We start from the raw sequence: 20,085 nt of genomic DNA on the forward strand, positions 1-20,085 counted from the left end.
ATTTTACATTAATTGAAATTCTGCCAATTGAATTAGTGTTAAAAACAGACTGTCTAAACGACTTTTTACTATTTGTTTGTAGTTTTCGTCTGTAGGGTTTTGCGTATAGGCAACCCAAGCGCTTGTCCAATAATAATCACTTGCTTGATCAGAGAGTAAGTTTTGTGTTTTTAGTATGTTTTTCTGTTCAATACTTAAATCAATAGGTAAAAGATATTTAATGCATTCTGCTACTAACAGATTTGGATCTTGACAAATAGTGTCTGAGAATTGCAATACAAAAGTTAAGGTGTCAGCTTTTATAGTTGTAGTATATCCATTTCTACTTAACGGGATACCATAAAAAGCATAGGCAATGAAGGCAAAGCGTTTTTGTATAGTGTTAGAATTTATCCAATATTCATGAAAGGAAGGGTTTTGGTAGAAAGCTTGCCAACCTGCTACATTTGGAATGCTTCCCATGCTCTGTCCCATATCATATAATAGATCATTTATTCTTTTCCAAATATAATATTGCGTGTCATGATTTGTTGGGTCTGGAATAGTTGTTTCAATATTAAAAGTTCTAATGAATCCGATAAACAGGTCAATTGGCGATTTTATATAAACACCTCTATTCGCCATGTCATAAAAATGTTCACTTTTGAATAGTTTTTCTAAAACAGGTAGTATTTCCCAGTTGTTGGCTACAAAATGTTGTGCTAAAGGGATGATAACATTATCTTCTATATGTTGGTCAATATCATAGTAAACAAAGAAACGATATAATCTTCTACAGATATATTGTGAAACTACTTCGGTTTTTGAAAAAATCATATCTATAAAAGCATCCAATTCTGTTGCACCTGTAAAAGGAATTATTGTATTGTTGAAAAAAGGAGAAAATTGTTTGCTACTTTCATCGTGTTTGTTGCTTACAAAATCAGTAGTTGGGTTTGGTGTGTTTAAGTTTTGAACCCTCCAACCTGTTAATACTTTTGCAGCTTGAATAACATCTGGTTGAGAATATTGGCTATTTGACCCTTTACCAAGTGTAAATAACTCCATTATTTCTCTTGCAAAATTTTCATCGGGAGCATTTTTAGTATTTGCCTGGTTGTTTAAATAATACATCATGGCAGGTTGGGTTGCAATTTCTCGAATTAGAGCTTTAAAATTGCCACCCGAATAAGCTCTTAAGTTTTTTATATATTGATAGCTTACTCGTGCTGAATTTCCTGAGATATATTGATTTGAACTCGCTTTAATAAATTCGAAATCAATAGGTATGAAATGATACCAAAATAGGACCATTTTTTCTCGAATTGAAATGTCTTGATTAATGGCTAAATTAGTCATCCATGCTGTTAAACTTTGAATGCGTTTTCTATCGGTAATATTTCCTGTTCCTAGGTTGGTGAAAGGATTTGTTGTCCAATCATCTCCATAAGGTAAATTGTTTTCATCTGGTTCTTCTATTTCATAATTGTTAATGGGGGGAGAAGGAATGGCGGGATCTATTGTTAAGATTAAATCTACAGCTTGTGTAATAGACATCGCAGTAATGGTGTCTAGATCGGTTTTTTTAAAACCAAAACCAGTTCTTTTAAGTAAATGAATGGCTTGTCTGTCTGTCCAAGGTCCAGTATAAACATTCAATCCAGAGGTGATAGGGTTTACTCTTTCTAACGAATCATTATCGTTAACTTCTTGATTTTTGTTTTTTCTTTCTTTAGTTAAATATTTTCTGCCATTATAAACTTTCCGTGAATATTTTTCAAATAATGGATCGGTTGTTCTTGAGTGCTCTCTATAATTTGAGAAAATCTTTCTAAGAAGCGTTCTTCTAGTTAATGTACTTTTATTCATTTGTTAAGTGTTCTTAAGGTGTTGTAAAACAGGGCTTGAACGTAAAGTTAACAAAAAAAGTATTTAGAAAAACAACAAAGTTAAATAGTGTGAAAAAACGAAACAACTGTTCTGTTAATTATACACTTTTTAGATAAAAAAAGAATTTTGAGTTATTCTAAAAAGTTAAGAAACTTGTTCTTTAACTTTTCTTTCAAACTCATCTGGGGTAATAGCGTTTTCAACATTATGTTCTCCTATTTTGGTTCTTCTTAAAACAGTTAAATGACCTCCAGAATGTAACGCTTTTCCAAAATCATAGGCGATAGAACGAATATAGGTTCCTTTACTACAAACAATCCTGAAATCTATTTCAGGTAAAGCGATTCGGGTAATTTCAAATTCATGAATTGTGGTTTTACGTGCTTTAATTTCAACTTCTTCTCCTACACGAGCATGTTCGTAGAGTCTTTTTCCATCTTTTTTAATGGCAGAAAAAACAGGCGGTTTTTGGTCAATTTCTCCCAAAAATTGAAGTGTTGTTTCCTTTAGTAGTGTTTCCGTGATATGTTCTATAGGAAAAGTAGCATCTATTTTGGTTTCTAAATCATAGGAAGGAGTAGTTGCTCCAAGGCAAATGGTACCTGTGTACTCTTTCGTCTGACTTTGAATTTCGGAAATGGTCTTAGTGAATTTTCCTGTACAAATAATTAATAATCCAGTTGCTAAAGGGTCTAAAGTGCCAGCATGTCCAATTTTAAATTTCTTAGGTAAATCAAAATTGTTTTTTAATATATATTTTAATTTATTCACAGCTTGAAACGAAGACCAGTTCAAGGGTTTGTCAATTAGTATTACTTTGCCTGCTAAAAAATCGTCTGCTTGCATTAGATAATTGTTAATTTTTGAACAAAAAAGTGAATTAATAGTATAGCAATACCCGCTATAATTCTATAATAGCCAAACAGTTTAAAACCATGTTTTGTTAAGAAACCAATAAATGATTTAATCGCAATTAATGCAACGATAAATCCAACAATATTACCAATAACAAGTAAGTTTATTTGTTGGTCGGTAATCTCAAAACCAGCCTTGTTATAATCATAAAGTTTTTTAACTGTTGCACCAAGCATAGTTGGAATGGCCAGAAAAAATGAGAACTCTGCGGCTGCTGTTCTAGATAATTTTTGACTCATACCACCAACGATACTCGCACCACTTCTAGATACTCCGGGTATCATAGCTAAACATTGAAACAAACCAATTTTTAAGGCTGTTAAATAGGAAATTTCGGTGTTTTCTGAGTTTCCAAACCATTGATCTACTTTTAACAATAGAAAACCACCAACGATTAGAGATATTGCAACAACAATTGGACTTTCGAGCATGCTGTCAATAAAATCATTAAGTAATAAACCAAAAATTACAGCTGGAATAAAAGCGACAAATAGTTTGAAGTAAAAATCTAAACTTTGAAAAAAACGTTTAAAATAGAGCACCACAACAGAAAGTATCGTTCCTAATTGTATTACAATTGTAAAAAGTTTTGTAAAATCGTCGCCTGCAATTCCAAAAAAAGAAGAGGCAATAATCATGTGTCCTGTAGATGAAACAGGTAAAAATTCGGTAATTCCTTCAATTATAGCAAGGATAATCGCTTGTAGTGTATTCATAGTTAGCAAAAATATGTTTTTTTTTAATAATAGTTTCATAGTTTTTTTGTAGATTAGATAATTACTTGTTAATCTTTTATAGTCAGATTGTTAGTATGCAGATTTTTGTAAAACAATCGTCATAAAACTATTTTAATTATATATCAAAAGATGAGATTCCGTTCGTGAAATACTTACAAATTGACAAAGAATGATAATCGATATAATTTTAAAAATAAATTCTATGAACATGAAAAGTTACTTTTATGTCTTCTTTTGTTGTTTTTTTCAAGTACTTGTATTGGCTCAAAATAGTGATAAAGAAAGTTTTGAAACCGTGAAAAAGAGAGTTTCAAAGGTGTTTTTTAATGCTCCTTTAGAAGCCAGAAAAGATGCATATTTGCTTTCAAGAATAGCCAAAACAAAAGAAGAAAAGGTGATTTCATATCAATATTTAGGGTATATATATGATTTATCAGGAAATTCAGATTCTGCACGTTATTATTTTTTAAAAAGACTCGATTATACCAAAAGAAATTTTTTAAAAACAAACTTGTATTATCAATCTGTAATCGATTTTTGTAATTGGGGAACGAGCTATGTAGATGGAAATGTTTTGGTAAAGGAATTAATAAGTGCGTTGTCTGATATTGATGAAAAAAAATTTTCACAAGAAAAAGGATTAATGTTTATGCTAATGGGCGACATCTTTTTGAAAGATTTTGAATATGAAAAAGCAGAAAAATATTATGACAAATCGTTTAGCTTAATCAAAGGGAAATATGTGAAAACAGATTACTTTATGAGGAAAGCAGATATAGACATCTTAAAAACAGAATATACAAAGGCTAAAGAAGATCTGTTAAAAGGGTTAGCGTCTTTCAAGGAAAAAAACATATATACTTATCCTTTATATTTGAATAAATTAGGACATGTGTCATTATTACTTGGCGAATATAAAAAGGCAAAACAATATTTGGAAGAATCATTATTGTATCAAAATAAAAATGGATTTAATAATTTATCTTCTCAAACCTATTTAAATCTATATAATTTAGAAAAAGAAAATCAAGTGAATAAAACTTTGGAAAAAAAATATTTGGACCAAGCTTTAGCCTATAATGGTGGAGATATTTCGGTATTGAAAGATATTTATTTAGGATATAAAGATTATTATTCAAGAGAGAATAATTTGGTAAAAGAAAATGAGTTTCTCAATAAATTTAAAAAATTAAATGATAGTATTTTCAATATAGAAAAAGTAAAAGTTAAAACAGATATTGAATCAAGGTATCAGTTAAATGAAAGTAAGAAAGAGATTGCGTTAAAAGAGAGTGTTATTAAAAAAGATAAAAGAATTAAATTACTATATTCAATTGGAGTTGTTGTGTTGTTAATTTTTGTCATTGCACTAATAATTTTCTATTTATTGAAATTAAGAATTCAAAAAAGATTAAGAGAAAATCAGAAAACACTTCATGAAGAGCAATTAAAATTAATGCTTGAAAATCAAAGAGTAGAGATTATTAAAGAAAAAATTAAGGCAAAAGTTGAAGAGAGAGGACGTTTGTCATTAGAACTTCATGATGGAATAGCTAGCGAAATTGGCGCATTAAAGTTGACTATTTCTAAAGAATCTACGCTAGATAAATTAGAAATAGAATCGGTTGTAAATAAAATCGATAAGCTGTATAATGAAGTTCGAAATTTGTCACATGATTTAGATCCAGATAACATTGATTGTGTTGAATTTTCTCAATTTGTAGAAAACTTGTGCATGCAAATTGAAAAAAATGGATTAGAAACGATTAAAGAGTTATATATCACAAAGAGAATTGATGGCCTAGATGCAGAAGTGTTAGTTAATGTATATCGAATTATTCAAGAGGTGACTGCTAATATACTTAAACATGCTCTTGCCACAAAAGTAGTTTTTGATGTTGTGGAGAGCATGGAAAGTTTATATATTCATATTAATGATAATGGAATTGGCTATAATTTGAATGATGCAAAAAAAGGAATTGGATTAAAAAATATTGAAAAAAGAGTTAAAAATGTTGGAGGAAAGCTAGAAATTTCAAGTAATAATAATGGAACCGATGTTAAAATTACTATTCCAATGGAACGGATTACCCCCTGAAAACCATGGTCTCAATTTTAAATAGTTTTCTCAAATTTGTCTCAAAGTAAACTATTAACTAAAAATAATAATATGAGAGCAAACTTACTAAAATACATTTTTTTAACTATAGTCTTTTTGTTTGAGACTTGTCTTTTTGCGCAAAATTCAACTGATAGTAGTGCGGAAGACTTATTAGATGCAACCCAATGGAACACTTTGTTCCCTAAAAGAGCAGGAACATTTGGAACACACCCACAAGGCTATGTCACTGATTTTTATTCTTTTGAAAACTTTAGCCAAGCGGTTGCTGAAATGGCAGATTATTTGGTCGAGATAAGAAAAAAACAAGGGGTATGGGGAGAATTAGTTACAATTACAAAAAAATCCACAAATCAAAGTTATATTTATTCAGATGTTGATTCATGGTGGCATACAAACACAACTCCTGAAACTGTTATAAATGTAGATTTCGAAGACTTTTTAAATACGTCATCAATTTTAAATAATAAAAGAGAATTGGCTGCTTTTTTAGCGAATATTTCAAAAGAAACCACTGGTGGATGGCAATTGCCAGTTGGTGGAGGTGCAGCAGGGGACTATGCTGTTTGGGGACTTTATTTTGTGCATGAGGTTGGATATACAAGTGCAAATTCAGCAGGAACCTATTCTCAAGCAAATGCTGATTTTCCACCAAATCCAACTAAAGGTTACTATGGAAGAGGCCCAATACAGTTGTCATGGAATTATAATTATGGTCAATTTAGTAAATTTTTATATAATGACTCTAGTATCTTACTTAATGATCCCGATTTGGTTCAACAAGATGGTGTTTTGGCTTTTAAATCTGCTATTTGGTTCTGGATGATGCCTCAATGCCCAAAACCTTCTTGTCATCAGGCAATGCATGAACTATGGACGCCTCAAACGGGAGATTATTCGGCTGCTAAAATGTATAAAAAGGGATTTGCACACACAAATAATATTATTAATGGAGGCTTAGAATGTAGAAATACATCTTCTGCAGCTTTTACTCAGAAAGTCGTTTTACGTTCTGAATTGTATAAATATTATCTTTCTATTTTAGGGTTTAGTACTCAAGATATTGCTTCGGAGGATTCTGGAGATTATTCAACATTATGCTATGAAAGTACAACTAATGCTATGGAAAACTATGTGAATTGCAATGTGAGTACGCTTGCTAGTAGTAGTTTTAATTTGAAAGCAGTTTCTATTTTCCCTAATCCTGGAGATGAAGATTTATTCATTGAATATGAAAAACCTATTTCAAACGTTGAGGTTTATAATGTGATGGGGCAAATGATTATGCAAATTAAACCTAATGAATTGAATTGTAGAATGAATGTGTCAAATTTTGCCGCTGGAGTATATCTAATTCATATTGAGAGTGAATCTTCAAAAGCAGTTTTTAATTGGATAAAAAAATAATCTTAAAACACTAGAGGCTAATTGTTTATAGCTTCTAGTGTTTTGTTAATCAATAATAATGTCTCGAAAAAAAATAGTAATAGTAGATGATCATAAAGTTTTTTCGGAAAGCTTAAAGATGGTATTAGAGTCACATGAATATCATGTTACAAATCTTGTAAGTGCTGATTTGGCATTGAAATATTTAAAATCAGAAGAATTTGATGTGGTTATTACCGATGTTGAAATGCCTGAAATTAGCGGATTTGATTTTATTAAAAACATAAAACTAATTGAAAAAGAATTACATAAAACACCAAAATATGTAATCTTAACTAGTTTTTCAAAAATTAAAGTCTTTAAGCAATTTTATAATCTAGGAATAGATGCTTATTTAAGTAAAAATGTGTCTCAATTAGAATTGATTAATGTTTTAAACAAGGTTTTAAACGGGGAAAAATATTTTGAGAAATCTATTTATGATGCCTATATAAATTCTGATTTTATTACAACTAAAGTAGAATTTACAGCAAGAGAGTTAGATGTATTACAACTTATACTTGAAGAGAAAACTACTGCTGAAATTGCTGATGAGTTGAATATTTCTCCTTTTACCGTTGAAGGACATCGAAAAAATTTAATGCAAAAAACGAATTCAAAAAACGTGGTCGGGTTAATAAAATATACTTTAATGAATAACTTGTTTTGAGTAACCCCCTGAAAACCATTGGTTGATTGTAGTATTAGATTCGGAAATTTGAATTATAAATACTATTAACCATGAGAAAAATTAAACTATTATTACTGTTCTTTACAGTTTCTTTTCAAGCCCAAGTAGGAATTGGAACTACTAACCCAGAAGGAGCACTAGATATTACTTCTTCTACCCAAGGAATTCTTATTCCACGAGTTTCATTATTGTCAACAAATGTTGCAGCACCTGTTGTTAACCCAAGCACATTAGGAGCTCCATTGACAAGTACATTAGTATATAACAATGCTACAGCAGGAACATCAACAACAGCTGTTACACCTGGATATTATTATTGGGACGGGAGTAAATGGATTCGTTTAAATACCGAATCAAGTTGGTCATTATATGGAAATTCAAACACAAATCCGAGCATTAATTTTTTAGGGACACTAGATGACAACGATTTGGTTTTTAGAAGAAATAATATTGTTTCGGGAAAACTAACATCAACAAATACTTCTTTTGGAGTAAACACCTTTTCAAATTCATCAACCACAGCAACCCGATCGGTAGCTATTGGAGTAAATGCACTTAAATTAAATGCTAGCGGAAACGACAACACAGCTATTGGTTATAGTGCATTAGAAAATAACACTACAGGAAGTCAGAATACAGCAATAGGAGTATCTAGTTTAATGACAAATAGTTCGGGAGGTTATAATGTGGCTATTGGCTATAGTTGCCTAGAAAGAAATACCACTGGAATATTGAACACAGCGATTGGACATTCTAGTTTATATAACAATCTAAACGGAAGAAGTAATACAGCAATTGGTAAAAGTGCTTTAGAACGAAATATTTCTGGGAATAATAATGTAGCTGGAGGTTCATATAGTTTATTCAACAATCAAACAGGACAAGATAATATAGCTTTAGGAAAATCGGCATTAGAAAGAAATATTAATGGGAGCAATAATATTGCAATAGGGACATCTAGTCTTTATAATAATCAAGCTACTTCTAATAATATAAGTATAGGACATGAATCACAATTAAATAATTTGTCGGGAGAACGAAACACTACACTAGGAGTAAGGGCACTCTATATAAACTCCTATGGAAGTGATAATATAGCGATTGGGCACAATGCTTTTTATAATGGTAATTATAGTAATTCGATAGCAATTGGGAATAATGCAAATGTGTCAGCAGATAATCAAGTGAGGATTGGGAATAATGCTACAACTAGTATTGGTGGTTTTGCTAGTTGGACAAATGTATCAGATAAAAGATTTAAAAAAAATATAGATTATAAAAAAGTGCCTGGTTTAGATTTTATTTTAAAGTTGAAACCAGTAGTTTATAATTTGGATTTAGAAAATATAAACACATTTTTAAAATTGCCAAAGAACAATTTAAATACGGATACTAAAAATGAAATAGTGCAAACTGGATTTATTGCTCAAGAAGTTGCAATTGTAGCTACGGAAATTGGTTATGATTTTTCAGGGGTAGATAAACCAAAGAATAACGACGATTTTTATGGATTAAGATATGCAGAATTTGTAGTTCCATTAACAAAAGCCATCCAAGAACAACAAGAACAAATTGAGCAACAACAGGAAGAATTGAACAATCAGAAAAAAGAAATAGCTGAACTAAAATTGTTAATCAGTAAAATTATTAAATAAAAATGTTTTACCCCCTGAAAACCATTGTACTATAAGTAAAGCAAAAAAATATCTTTGAGTATATAAAATGTCTAACGGAATAAAAACATGAACTATTATAAAAAAACCTTTTTGCCCAAAATCAGAATTAGTTAGTATGTTTCTGGTAAATGTATGATAGTAACCAGAAATGAAAATCAGATTTCATATATTATGTTCCATTTTAGATTAGAGCGCATCTTGGCATAGCAGAAAGATTCTTTGGGGGCTTTGTAATTATTTGTTTGTTAAGATGGAAAAAGGGCGAATCTGCAGAGATTCGTCCTTTTCATTTTAATAATTTTTGAAGTTTAAATTTGGTTATACATTATGACTTTGTAGCGAGATAAATCTAGACAAAATTGATGCCTAAGATAAAAATAGCATAGTCATTTTTCCTATTAGTATTCTAATGCATAATTTGAGTTTAATATTTTTTTATACTTTTAACTTTTTATTTTAAAATGCACAAATCTTATAAATGAAAGTTATTCATATACTATATTTTAACCTATTTTCCGTATTCATACTTTTCTCTCAAGGACTTTCTCCATTTCAGGAAGTAAAAGAAAGCGTAGATAAGGTGCTTTATAGTGCTCCAAAAGAAGCAAAAAAACAAGTCTATTTGCTTAAAAAAACAGCAAAGACAAGAGAGGATATTATTACAGCATATCAATATTTGGGGAATATGCATAATTTAACAGGAAATGCAGATTCAGCTAGATATTATTTCCAGAAAGAGTTAATTATTTCTAAAAAATATTTTTTAAATACAAAACGCTATTATCAAGCTGTAATAGACTATGTAAATTGGGGGAAAAACTATGTAGATGGTAATGTTTTAATGACGGAGTTGACTCAAGCATTACTAACCATAAACGAAAGTGCTAACCCTCAAGAAAAAGGAGTAATGTATATGTTAATGGGAGATTTGCAATTGAGAGAAAATCATCTTGATAAAGCAAATGATTATTTTGATAAATCTTTTAATTTAATAACAGGAAATAATGTAGTTCCAGATTATTTTTTGAGAAAAAGTGAAGTAGCACTAAAAAGGCGAGATTATTCATCTGCAAAAGAGAACCTGCTAAAAGGTTTGGATTCTTTTGAGGAAAAAGAAATTTATGAATATTCATTATACCTAAATAAATTAGGCTATGTTTTTCTTTTACTTGAAGATGTTGAAAATTCTAGTCAACATTTATATGAGTCATTGCATTATCAAAAAAAACATGGTTTTCACAATTTATCTTCAAGTACATATTTAAATCTGTATTATTTGTCAAAGATTCAAAAAAATGAACGTTTAGAAAAGTTTAATCTAGATAAAGCATTAGAATTAAATCAAGGAGATATTTATATTTTAAAAGATATTTATTTAGCTTATAAAGATTATTACTCAAAGCAAGGCGATTTCTTTAACGAAAATGAAAGTTTAGCAAAATTTAATCAAATTAACGATAGTATTTTTAATATCGAAAAGGCAAAATTAGGAACAGATTTAGAATCTCGATTTCGATTAAGAGAGAATAAAAAAGAACTCGCTTTAAAAGAGAAAATTATACAGAAAGAAACACGGATTAAAACACTTTATCTCGTTAGTTTTATTATTTTGTTTTTTTTGTTAATTGTATTAATGATTGTATATTATCACAAGACAAAAACACAAAAAAAGCTACGCGATAATCAAAATTTGCTCCATGAAGAGCAACTAAAAGCAACATTGGAACGTCAGAAATCCGAAATAATAAAAGAGAAGATAAAGGCTAAATTTGAAGAAAGAGAAAAAATATCGTTAGAACTGCATGATGGAATAGCAAACGAAATTGGAGCTTTAAAAGTAGCAATAACATCGGAAGAGCTATTTGATAAAAAGAATATTAATTCGATTGTTGATAAAATCGATAATTTGTATAATGAAGTGAGAGACTTATCTCATGAATTAAATCCAGAAAGAATTTTAGATATTGAGTTTGCACAACTAGTAAATAGTCTATGTTTAATGGTTGAAAAAAAAGGAATATCAGTTATAAAAAATGTGCTAATTAGTAAAAAAGTAAATACATTGGAAGATAGCGTTCTTTTAAGTATTTATAGGATATTACAAGAAACAATAAATAATATTGTGAAACATGCTTCTGCAACCCAAGTTCAATTAGATATTATAGAATTAGAGAGTGAATTGTTATTGCAAATAAAAGACAATGGAGTAGGTTTTTCTAAGAACAACTCTACAGGTATAGGTTTAAAAAATATTGAAAAAAGAGTTGAATTATTAAAAGGAGAATTTGAAATAAATTCATCTAGAGAAGGAGTATTGTTGGAAATAAAATTACCATTATAAAAAATGTCACTAAAAATATTAATTGTAGATGATCATAAGGTGTTTGCAGAAAGTATTGCATCAATCCTTAGAAGCAAGTATGAAGTAAGAGAAGTTGTTACTGTTGACAAGGCATTGCAAATTAAAGATACATACAAGCCAAATTTGATAGTAACAGATTTGCAATTGCCAGATAAAGACGGATTATATTTGATTAAAAAAATACGAGAAAATGATGATGCATTGAAAATTTTAGTGTTGAGTAGTATGACCAATCATGCTACAATTCATAAACTGATACAATTTGAAGTAAATGGTTTTTTAAATAAGAACATATCGAGCCTAGATTTGTTAAACGCTATTCAAAAAATTATGGAAGGAGAAAATTACTTTCAACCCGATATCTATAATGATTATTTAGAGAATTACAAATCAAAATCTGAAGAGACACAAACCATAACACCAAGAGAATTAGAGGTTTTGCAATTAATAATTGAAGAAAAGACAACAAGCGAAATTGCAGCCATCTTGAAACTATCAACTTACACTGTAGAAGGTTATCGCAAAAACCTATTATTAAAAACTGGAGCATCTAATGTAGTAGGTCTAATTAAATATGCAATCAAGATAAATTTGATATAAAATAATAGACCCCTTTTTTCGGGGGGTGTAATAAAAAAAATATGTGCTTAATTTGCATGAATAAATAAACAAGCATGAGAAAAATATCTATTATTATCATTTTATTTTTATGTAAATAGTATTTTTCACAAGCAAATCAATTTGATAGCCCGATTGTCTTAGCATGTTATTCTTCTTACTCAGAGAATTGGGCTTCAATTAGAAAGAAATAAAATTAAGAGAAATTCTAGTCTACATTAATTATGTTTTTCTAGGTTTTGGGAAGCTAGATTTAACAAAACACAAGAGAGGTGTTTATATTTTCGAAAAAAAAATATAAGTTCTTTATAAAAGGGCTCTATATAATAAGACTGGAAATCAATGGCATTTTGCTAAATAAGAAGTTACTGTTGCATTAAAACATTGCATCAATAATTGCTGCTTTCCACATTTAACTATCAAAACGCAATACCCTTATTTAAATTTAAATAAGGGTATTGTCATTTTTTTAAACGTTCTATTTTTTGAAGATTGCATAAATAACAATCCCAAAACCAGTTAAAACCGTTGTTGGAGCTAAACGAATTCTTCTAAAATTAAAAATGGCATCACTATAAACATTTGGGTCATCACTACCACCACCACTCATAAGTATAAAGCCAAGAGCAATAACTCCAAGACCAATTAGAAGAAAAGTATAATTCGATTTGTTGAATAAAAATTCTGGTTCGTTATTTTCTTTGAAGTTTTTCATGTAGTTTAAAATTTTATTATCAATGCCTTTAAATATTAAAGTTTATACTGGTAAACTTGTTCCTTAAACAACAATTGTATAATTATTATTATGTTTTTTTTAATATCCCTATGTTAATATAAATCATCTGTTCTTAAATTCAAGAAACGTTGAGTAGCAAAAAAGGTACTAATCCAAGTAATAATTATCCCTATAAGCAATACACTACCAAAAACAATCCCTAAAGACATATAATCTTTCGACAAATGCAATGAAGGTAAAAGACCATCAATATAATAAACAGCTCCCATTAGCGCAAAAATAGCTAATAAAGAACCAATTAGTCCAAGTTTAATGCTTCTCCAAATGAAAGGTCTTCTAATGAACGATTTTGTTGCACCAACCATTTGCATTGTTTTAATAGTAAAACGATGAGAATAAATAGAAAGACGCAAGGAGCTATTAATTAATAACATAGCTACAATGGCCAAGAAGGCACTAATAATAAGCATCCAGAAACTAATTTTCTTCACATTATCATTGACCAAATCAACCAATTGTTTATCATAGATGATTTCCGAAACCATCTCATTTTTTTTAATATCATGTTCAATTTTCTTAATGCTGTCCGCAACAACATAATCTCCTTTTAAATTAATATCAAAAGAATTTTGTAACGGATTAAACCCTAAAAACTCCATAAAATCTTTACCAACAATATCGACATTGTTTTTAGCAGCACTATCTTTATGCACAAAAGCAAATTCTTTAATATAACGCGCATTTTTCATTTCGGCATCAAAATGATTCAATACACTATCTTTAGCTTCATTCTTGAAAAAGACAGTCATTGGAATGTTCTCCTTAAAGTCATTCGTAATTTTTTTAGAATTAATTACAAACAAACCTAAAGCTCCTAATAAAAAGAGTACTAGAAAAATACTTACAATTACCGAAAAATAAGAAGAAATTAAACGTCGTTTTTGATAGGTCTCAAATGAAGATGCCATATTAAATTTATAAATTATGCTGTAAAAATAAAAAAGAATTTTGTTAAATATAGAATATAACGTTCAAAGTTTTGACTTTCGTACAATAAACGTATTTTTGCACTTGATTTTTTCAAGTTTATAATCTCATTTTTGCTTTTATTTTTAAAGCAAAAACAGAAAACGCTAAACTATAAGAGACGACTTGAGCTTATGAGAGCATGAGTCCTTAGGTAAAATAATAAAGACGAATGACTTGAGCTTGCGACAGCATGAGTCCTTAGGCAAAATAATAAAGACGAATGACTTGAGCTTGCGACAGCATGAGTCCTTAGGCAAAATAATAAAGACGAATGACTTGAGCTTGCGACAGCATGAGTCCTTAGGCAAAATAATAAAGACGAATGAAATACAATCCAAACGAAATCGAAGCCAATTGGCAAAACTATTGGGCAGAAAATCAAACTTTTGCAGCCTCAAATAATTCTGAAAAACCGAAATACTATGTTCTAGATATGTTTCCTTATCCTTCTGGAGCAGGATTACACGTGGGACATCCTCTAGGATATATTGCTTCCGATATTGTAGCTCGATACAAACGTCATAAAGGATTTAACGTATTACATCCGCAAGGCTATGATTCTTTTGGTTTGCCAGCAGAACAATACGCTATACAAACAGGACAACATCCAGATAAAACTACTAAAGAGAATATTACTCGTTACCGCGAACAACTAGATAAAATCGGATTTTCATTCGATTGGAGTAGAGAAGTACGCACATCTAATGCCGATTATTATAAACATACACAATGGATTTTCATTCAATTGTTCAATTCATGGTATAATAATGATTCGAATAAGGCAGAAGACATTGCGACTTTAGTTTCCATTTTTGAAAAAGAAGGAAACACTACTGTAAATGCGGTTTGTGATGATACTATTGTTTCTTTTACAGCAGAAGAATGGAATGCCTTTTCATCAGAAGAACAACAAAAAATATTATTGCAATATCGTTTAACCTATTTAGCAGAAACAGAAGTAAATTGGTGTCCAGCTTTGGGAACGGTTTTGGCTAATGACGAAATTGTAAATGGTGTTTCAGAACGAGGTGGTCATCCTGTGATTCGTAAAAAAATGACACAATGGTCCATGCGAATTTCTGCTTATGCTGAGCGATTGTTGGAAGGTTTGAACGATATTGATTGGTCAGAATCATTGAAAGAAAGTCAAAGAAACTGGATTGGAAAATCTGTTGGAGCAATGGTTTCTTTCAACGTGAAAAATCATGACGAAGTAATTGATGTGTTTACAACGCGTCCAGATACTATTTTTGGTGTTACTTTTATGACTTTAGCACCAGAACACGATTTGGTAGCTAAAATTACAACTCCAGAACAAAAAGAAGTTGTTGAAGCTTATATTGAAGCCACTGCAAAACGTTCTGAAAGAGAAAGAATGGCAGACGTGAAAACCATTTCTGGAGTTTTCACAGGAGCTTATGCTGAACATCCTTTCACCAAAGAACCCGTTCCAGTTTGGATTGGAGATTATGTTCTAGCTGGTTACGGAACTGGTGCAGTTATGGCAGTTCCTTGTGGTGATGAACGTGATTATGCTTTCGCGAATTTCTTTAAAGGAACAAACGGAATGCCTGAAATTAAAAATATTTTTGATCAAGATATTTCGGAAGCAGCTTTTGGAGCTAAAGAAGGATTTAAATTAGTGAATTCTGATTTTTTAAATGGTCTAGGGTATAAAGAAGGGACTAAAAAAGCGATTGAAGCTTTAGAAAATATAAAACAAGGTTATGGAAAAATAAATTATCGTTTGCGCGATGCTGTTTTTTCGAGACAAAGATATTGGGGAGAACCTTTTCCTGTGTATTATGTGAATGGTTTGCCACAAATGATTGACAAAAAACATTTGCCAATTGCTTTGCCAGAAGTAGAAAAGTATTTGCCAACAGAAGACGGGCAACCACCTTTGGGCAATGCAGCAGTTTGGGCTTGGGATACAGAAAAGTTGTCAGTTGTCAGCTGTGAGTTAATAGATAACGTTAAAGTTTTTCCATTAGAATTAAATACAATGCCAGGTTGGGCTGGTTCTTCTTGGTATTGGATGCGTTATATGGATGCACACAATGAAGACGATTTTGCAAGTAAGGAAGCTTTAGACTATTGGCAAAATGTAGATTTATATATTGGTGGTAGCGAACATGCAACCGGACATTTGTTGTATTCTCGTTTTTGGAACAAATTCTTAAAAGATAGAGGTTTCGCACCCACAGAAGAACCTTTTAAGAAATTGATCAATCAAGGGATGATTTTGGGTAATTCTGCATATTTTGATATTGAAAGTTATAATTTTAGTTTTCCTATTATTGATCCATATAATAATATAATAATAGACTCAATAAAAATTGAATTTCCAATATCTATAGGAGCTGATGATTTTTCTGAGACAATATTTCAGGATATAAAAGACAATATAATTAAGCAGAAAGATAATTATGAAGATAGTGAAGCTTTTCTTAGAGATATTTTTCAAAATATAAATAATATTAATGATAAATATTTCATTTGGGAGATTGAATTTGAATACAATGAGGAGGAGTTTTCTTCAATTAAAAAAGTTATTGTTATTGGTTCAGGTAAATTATTTTATGATATTAATCAATTGAATTTAGAGATAAATTATTCAGATGAAATTTTAAATAAAATACTAGACAGATTATATAAGTTTAATTTTATTAAAGAAAAAATCTCGATAGAGACATTAAGAGTCAATCATAAGAAATTTAATCTAAATTTAGATTTTGTTGTTTCAAAAAGGCCTTATCCAGTTCCTGTTAATTTAATTAATGACGTAACTGGTGAATTAAATATAGAAGAATTTATTTCTAATGTAAATGGTTTTAATGAAATAAAGTTTATAAAAAAATCAGATAATAAATTTTATTGTTATCGTGAAGTAGAAAAAATGTCTAAATCTAAATACAACGTAGTCAATCCAGATGAAATTTGTGTTGAATATGGAGCTGACACTTTACGTTTGTATGAAATGTTTTTGGGTCCATTAGAACAAGCAAAACCTTGGAACACCGCTGGAATTACAGGTGTTTTTGGTTTCCTAAAAAAACTATGGCGTTTGTATTTTGATGATAATGGTTTAATTGTAACCAATGAAGAACCTACAAAAGAAATGTATAAATCGCTACACAAAACCATCAAAAAAGTTACAGAAGATATAGAGAATTTCTCTTTCAACACTTCGGTTTCTCAATTCATGATTTGTGTGAATGAATTGGCAACTTTAAAATGTCACCATAGAGCCATTTTAGAACCATTGGCAATTGTAATGTCTCCTTATGCTCCTCATATTGCTGAAGAATTATGGAAACAATTAGGACATGAAGGTTCTATTGCAACGGTTGCTTTTCCAATTTTTGAAGCATTATATCTTGTAGAATCAGAAAAAGAATATCCAGTTTCATTTAATGGGAAAATGCGTTTCAAAATCAATTTACCTTTAGATTTAACAGAAGCGCAAATTGAGGAAATTGTAATGAAAGACGAAAGAACCATTGCTCAATTGGCAGGAAATACGCCTAAAAAAGTAATTATTGTTCCTGGTAGAGTAATTAATTTGGTAGGGTAATATTTTTAATATAAAATACAAAGTCCAAATAGTACTTCATGGTATTGTTTGGGCTTTTTTTTATTCAAAACAGTTAGCTTTTGCATGAAAAAGTCTTATAAAAAAGTTAAAAAAGCTATTTAACACAATAAAAACGTGTTTTTTTCATTTTCCTTCTTATACAAATAAAACAAAACAAGTAAATCTATTTACAAATTATTAAACCAGTTTGTAATTTTTATTAATTTCCCTAAACAAAAATTAAAAATGAAAATAACGAAAATTTCATTTGTAGCAGTGTGCATTTTTTGCACTAGCTTCATATCGTTACTTGCACAAGAAAAGAGTAAGAAAGTATTAAATGATTTAACAACATTAATTGAAGCATCAAACAGCTATGAAAACTATAAAGTAGTAGAAAAAAAAGGTATTAATGCTTTTGAAGCTACCCTAAAAGATTATATTCAAAACGAACAGAACGTTCAAGCTTTGCTTAGGGAAGAAGTAAAGAAAAATGAAAACACAATTTTAGGTTTACAAAATCAAATAGACGAATATAAAAACTCTAATGATGCGCTTTTGAATGAAAAAGCAAGTATTGGTTTCTTAGGTTTTTCTATAGATAAGAAAAAATTTACGGTTATAATGTGGACGTTGTTTCTAGGAGCGTTGATGGCGGCTTTAATTTTGTTTTTTAAATTTAAATCAGCAAATAAAATAACGACCCATTCTAAATCAGTATTAAAAGATTTAGAAGAAGAATATGAATCATACAGAAGAGTTTGTATTGAAAGAGAACAAGGTTTAAGAAGGCAATTATTTGAAGAAGCTAAAAAGTTTAAAGAATTAAAAAACGTTTCTTAACGCGTGATTTTAAATCAGGCTGTTTTGATTTGTTGTTTTAACAACAATAAAGAGCAAAAGTTTTATAATAGAATCTTTAAAAAAATAAGAGATTGTCGAAGAAGTCAAATTGCCTTTCCAAGAATCATTTATACAAAAATAATTTTGATAAGTGTTTAGCCATTTTAGCATAAAAAAAGCTGTCTACAATTAACAGCTTTTTACATTTATCTAGTTCTTACAATTTTGTTATTTTGAATAAGCTTTTTGTAATTCCTCTTTATAGGATTGATTTGCTTCCTCATTTAAAGATTTTGCAAGAGTGCCTACATATTCTAAAATTTTATTGATATCATCTTCAGGTTCTACTATGAAAATTTCTATTAGGAAAGAAAGTGAGTTTCCTAATTGGTCGGTATCTTCAATAGGAGGGAAAGCTAAAGGTCTTAGTTGAATTTCATGTCCCGACCTATTTAAATCTCTTATCCACCATGCTAAAAATTCTAAGGAAATCCATGATTTTTTTTCTTTTTTTAATTCAAATTCGAAAGTTGCCAATGCTTCGTTTGGCTTTCCTCCTCCTGTTCTTCGAATTGCTAAATGAGGAAGTAGTGCATAAGAGGAAGGAAGTTTTAAATCCTCAACGGTGATTTTGCTTATGTTTTGTAGTGAGGTATTTACTTTTTTAACACCTTTCAAGCTAGAAAGAGCGTTTATAAAGTCATTGACTTCCATTGGTAAGTTTTCGTTCATTTTTTCTTGTGCAAAAGAGATGTTTGTTAATAATACAAAAAGAAGTATAATCTTCTTCATTTTTTTAAATTTCAAATTGAAGTTCTATTTTTTACTTAAAAACGATTAATTAAAAAGGTTTGGCTCCACTATGGAAAGTGAACCAAACCTTTTCTTTTTTATTTCTCTTTACATGGAGGCCATCCTCGTGTACCACAATAACCTTCTTGAATACCACCTGCACCGTTTACTTTCGCTTTTTCCTTCGTTGTTAGTGTTTTTACACCTTCTAAATTTAAAATTGATTTTGTCATAATTTAAAAATATTTAATTGTTTGTTGTTTTACCCAAGCATTTAACGTCAATTGGGATTTTGACTTTTTATTGATTATTCAATTATTTGATAAGACCAAGAAAATATGTTTGAAACACAGGTTTCGTCTAAAAAAATGGTTAATAGCAGAAAATACACTACAAATTTTAGCTTATAATTTATAGTATGATGCTATAAATTATGCCTTAAATTTAGTCCTATTGATTACTGTTTTTTAGAAAGTTATATTTAGCAACCAGGGTTTTCTATGGAACAACAACCTTTACTAGCGTTGTAATTAATCATTAAAGGATAAGCATAGCATTGCGCTTGTGTTAGCCCACAAATTACGCTGTAACATGCTGCTCCTCCATTAATTCTTTTCAATTCTTCACGAGAAATAGAAAAAGAGTGTTTTAGTTTTGAAATTGAATGTTTCATAATTATTTCTTGTTTGTAAATAC

16 protein-coding genes are annotated in these 20,085 nt (G+C 29.8%); 8 read left to right on the forward strand and 8 right to left on the reverse strand.

Annotated features, from left to right (window positions below; translation table 11 throughout):
- Positions 1–3: 3 nt before the first annotated feature.
- The 3 genes from ACZ49Z_RS08355 to ACZ49Z_RS08365 all read right to left on the reverse strand — a co-directional run bounded on the left by ACZ49Z_RS08355 (position 4) and on the right by ACZ49Z_RS08365 (position 3,500).
- Entirely contained in the window at positions 4–1,848 is a 1,845-nt protein-coding gene (locus ACZ49Z_RS08355) for a DUF1800 domain-containing protein (RefSeq protein WP_464307715.1), read from the reverse strand.
- A gap of 165 nt (positions 1,849–2,013) precedes the next feature.
- On the reverse strand, positions 2,014–2,715 hold the full coding sequence (gene truB / locus ACZ49Z_RS08360) for a tRNA pseudouridine(55) synthase TruB (protein WP_464307716.1): 702 nt from the start codon (positions 2,713–2,715) through the stop codon (positions 2,014–2,016).
- The gene (locus ACZ49Z_RS08365) at positions 2,715–3,500 is read right to left on the reverse strand and encodes an undecaprenyl-diphosphate phosphatase (RefSeq protein ID WP_464307717.1); all 786 of its coding nucleotides are present in this window, start codon (positions 3,498–3,500) and stop codon (positions 2,715–2,717) included. Before ACZ49Z_RS08365 ends, truB begins: the two co-directional genes overlap by 1 nt.
- A gap of 229 nt (positions 3,501–3,729) precedes the next feature.
- Here ACZ49Z_RS08365 and ACZ49Z_RS08370 point away from each other — a divergent pair, with 229 nt between their 5' ends.
- The 6 genes from ACZ49Z_RS08370 to ACZ49Z_RS08395 all read left to right on the forward strand — a co-directional run bounded on the left by ACZ49Z_RS08370 (position 3,730) and on the right by ACZ49Z_RS08395 (position 12,394).
- Positions 3,730–5,619, forward strand: a complete 1,890-nt coding sequence (locus ACZ49Z_RS08370; RefSeq protein WP_464307718.1) for a sensor histidine kinase — start codon at positions 3,730–3,732, stop codon at positions 5,617–5,619.
- Between the two features lie 72 nt (positions 5,620–5,691).
- Positions 5,692–7,047, forward strand: a complete 1,356-nt coding sequence (locus ACZ49Z_RS08375) for a glycoside hydrolase family 19 protein (RefSeq protein WP_464307719.1) — start codon at positions 5,692–5,694, stop codon at positions 7,045–7,047.
- Between the two features lie 58 nt (positions 7,048–7,105).
- Positions 7,106–7,735 (forward strand): response regulator, encoded by a 630-nt coding sequence (locus tag ACZ49Z_RS08380; RefSeq protein ID WP_464307720.1) that lies wholly within the window; start codon positions 7,106–7,108, stop codon positions 7,733–7,735.
- 71 nt (positions 7,736–7,806) lie between these two features.
- Positions 7,807–9,411: a tail fiber domain-containing protein gene (locus ACZ49Z_RS08385; RefSeq protein WP_464307721.1), complete on the forward strand. Its 1,605-nt coding sequence runs from the start codon at positions 7,807–7,809 to the stop codon at positions 9,409–9,411.
- Positions 9,412–9,910: 499 nt separating this feature from the next.
- Entirely contained in the window at positions 9,911–11,773 is a 1,863-nt protein-coding gene (locus ACZ49Z_RS08390; protein ID WP_464307722.1) for a sensor histidine kinase, read from the forward strand.
- Between the two features lie 3 nt (positions 11,774–11,776).
- Positions 11,777–12,394 carry a response regulator gene (locus ACZ49Z_RS08395; RefSeq protein WP_464307723.1) on the forward strand — a complete coding sequence of 206 codons (618 nt, stop codon included), beginning with the start codon at positions 11,777–11,779 and terminating at the stop codon, positions 12,392–12,394.
- 496 nt (positions 12,395–12,890) lie between these two features.
- Here ACZ49Z_RS08395 and ACZ49Z_RS08400 read toward each other — a convergent pair whose 3' ends face one another.
- Both ACZ49Z_RS08400 and ACZ49Z_RS08405 read right to left on the reverse strand, forming a co-directional pair.
- Positions 12,891–13,127, reverse strand: a complete 237-nt coding sequence (locus ACZ49Z_RS08400; protein WP_464307724.1) for a DUF3098 domain-containing protein — start codon at positions 13,125–13,127, stop codon at positions 12,891–12,893.
- A 113-nt stretch (positions 13,128–13,240) separates the two neighbouring features.
- Positions 13,241–14,116: a cell division protein FtsX gene (locus ACZ49Z_RS08405; RefSeq protein WP_464307725.1), complete on the reverse strand. Its 876-nt coding sequence runs from the start codon at positions 14,114–14,116 to the stop codon at positions 13,241–13,243.
- Positions 14,117–14,499: 383 nt separating this feature from the next.
- Here ACZ49Z_RS08405 and ACZ49Z_RS08410 point away from each other — a divergent pair, with 383 nt between their 5' ends.
- Together ACZ49Z_RS08410 and ACZ49Z_RS08415 are read left to right on the forward strand one after the other, a co-directional pair.
- Complete coding sequence (locus tag ACZ49Z_RS08410) at positions 14,500–17,754, forward strand: class I tRNA ligase family protein (RefSeq protein WP_464307726.1); 3,255 nt, start codon at positions 14,500–14,502, stop codon at positions 17,752–17,754.
- A gap of 246 nt (positions 17,755–18,000) precedes the next feature.
- Entirely contained in the window at positions 18,001–18,597 is a 597-nt protein-coding gene (locus ACZ49Z_RS08415) for a hypothetical protein (RefSeq protein WP_464307727.1), read from the forward strand.
- A gap of 228 nt (positions 18,598–18,825) precedes the next feature.
- Here ACZ49Z_RS08415 and ACZ49Z_RS08420 read toward each other — a convergent pair whose 3' ends face one another.
- From ACZ49Z_RS08420 to ACZ49Z_RS08430, 3 genes are all read right to left on the reverse strand, one after another.
- Positions 18,826–19,389 carry a hypothetical protein gene (locus ACZ49Z_RS08420; protein ID WP_464307728.1) on the reverse strand — a complete coding sequence of 188 codons (564 nt, stop codon included), beginning with the start codon at positions 19,387–19,389 and terminating at the stop codon, positions 18,826–18,828.
- Positions 19,390–19,487: 98 nt separating this feature from the next.
- Positions 19,488–19,622, reverse strand: coding sequence for a hypothetical protein (locus ACZ49Z_RS08425; RefSeq protein ID WP_464307729.1), 135 nt, complete (start codon positions 19,620–19,622; stop codon positions 19,488–19,490).
- A gap of 248 nt (positions 19,623–19,870) precedes the next feature.
- Positions 19,871–20,062 (reverse strand): hypothetical protein, encoded by a 192-nt coding sequence (locus ACZ49Z_RS08430; RefSeq protein ID WP_464307730.1) that lies wholly within the window; start codon positions 20,060–20,062, stop codon positions 19,871–19,873.
- Positions 20,063–20,085: the final 23 nt, after the last annotated feature.

Source organism: Flavobacterium sp. KY-23415 (assembly GCF_055384985.1).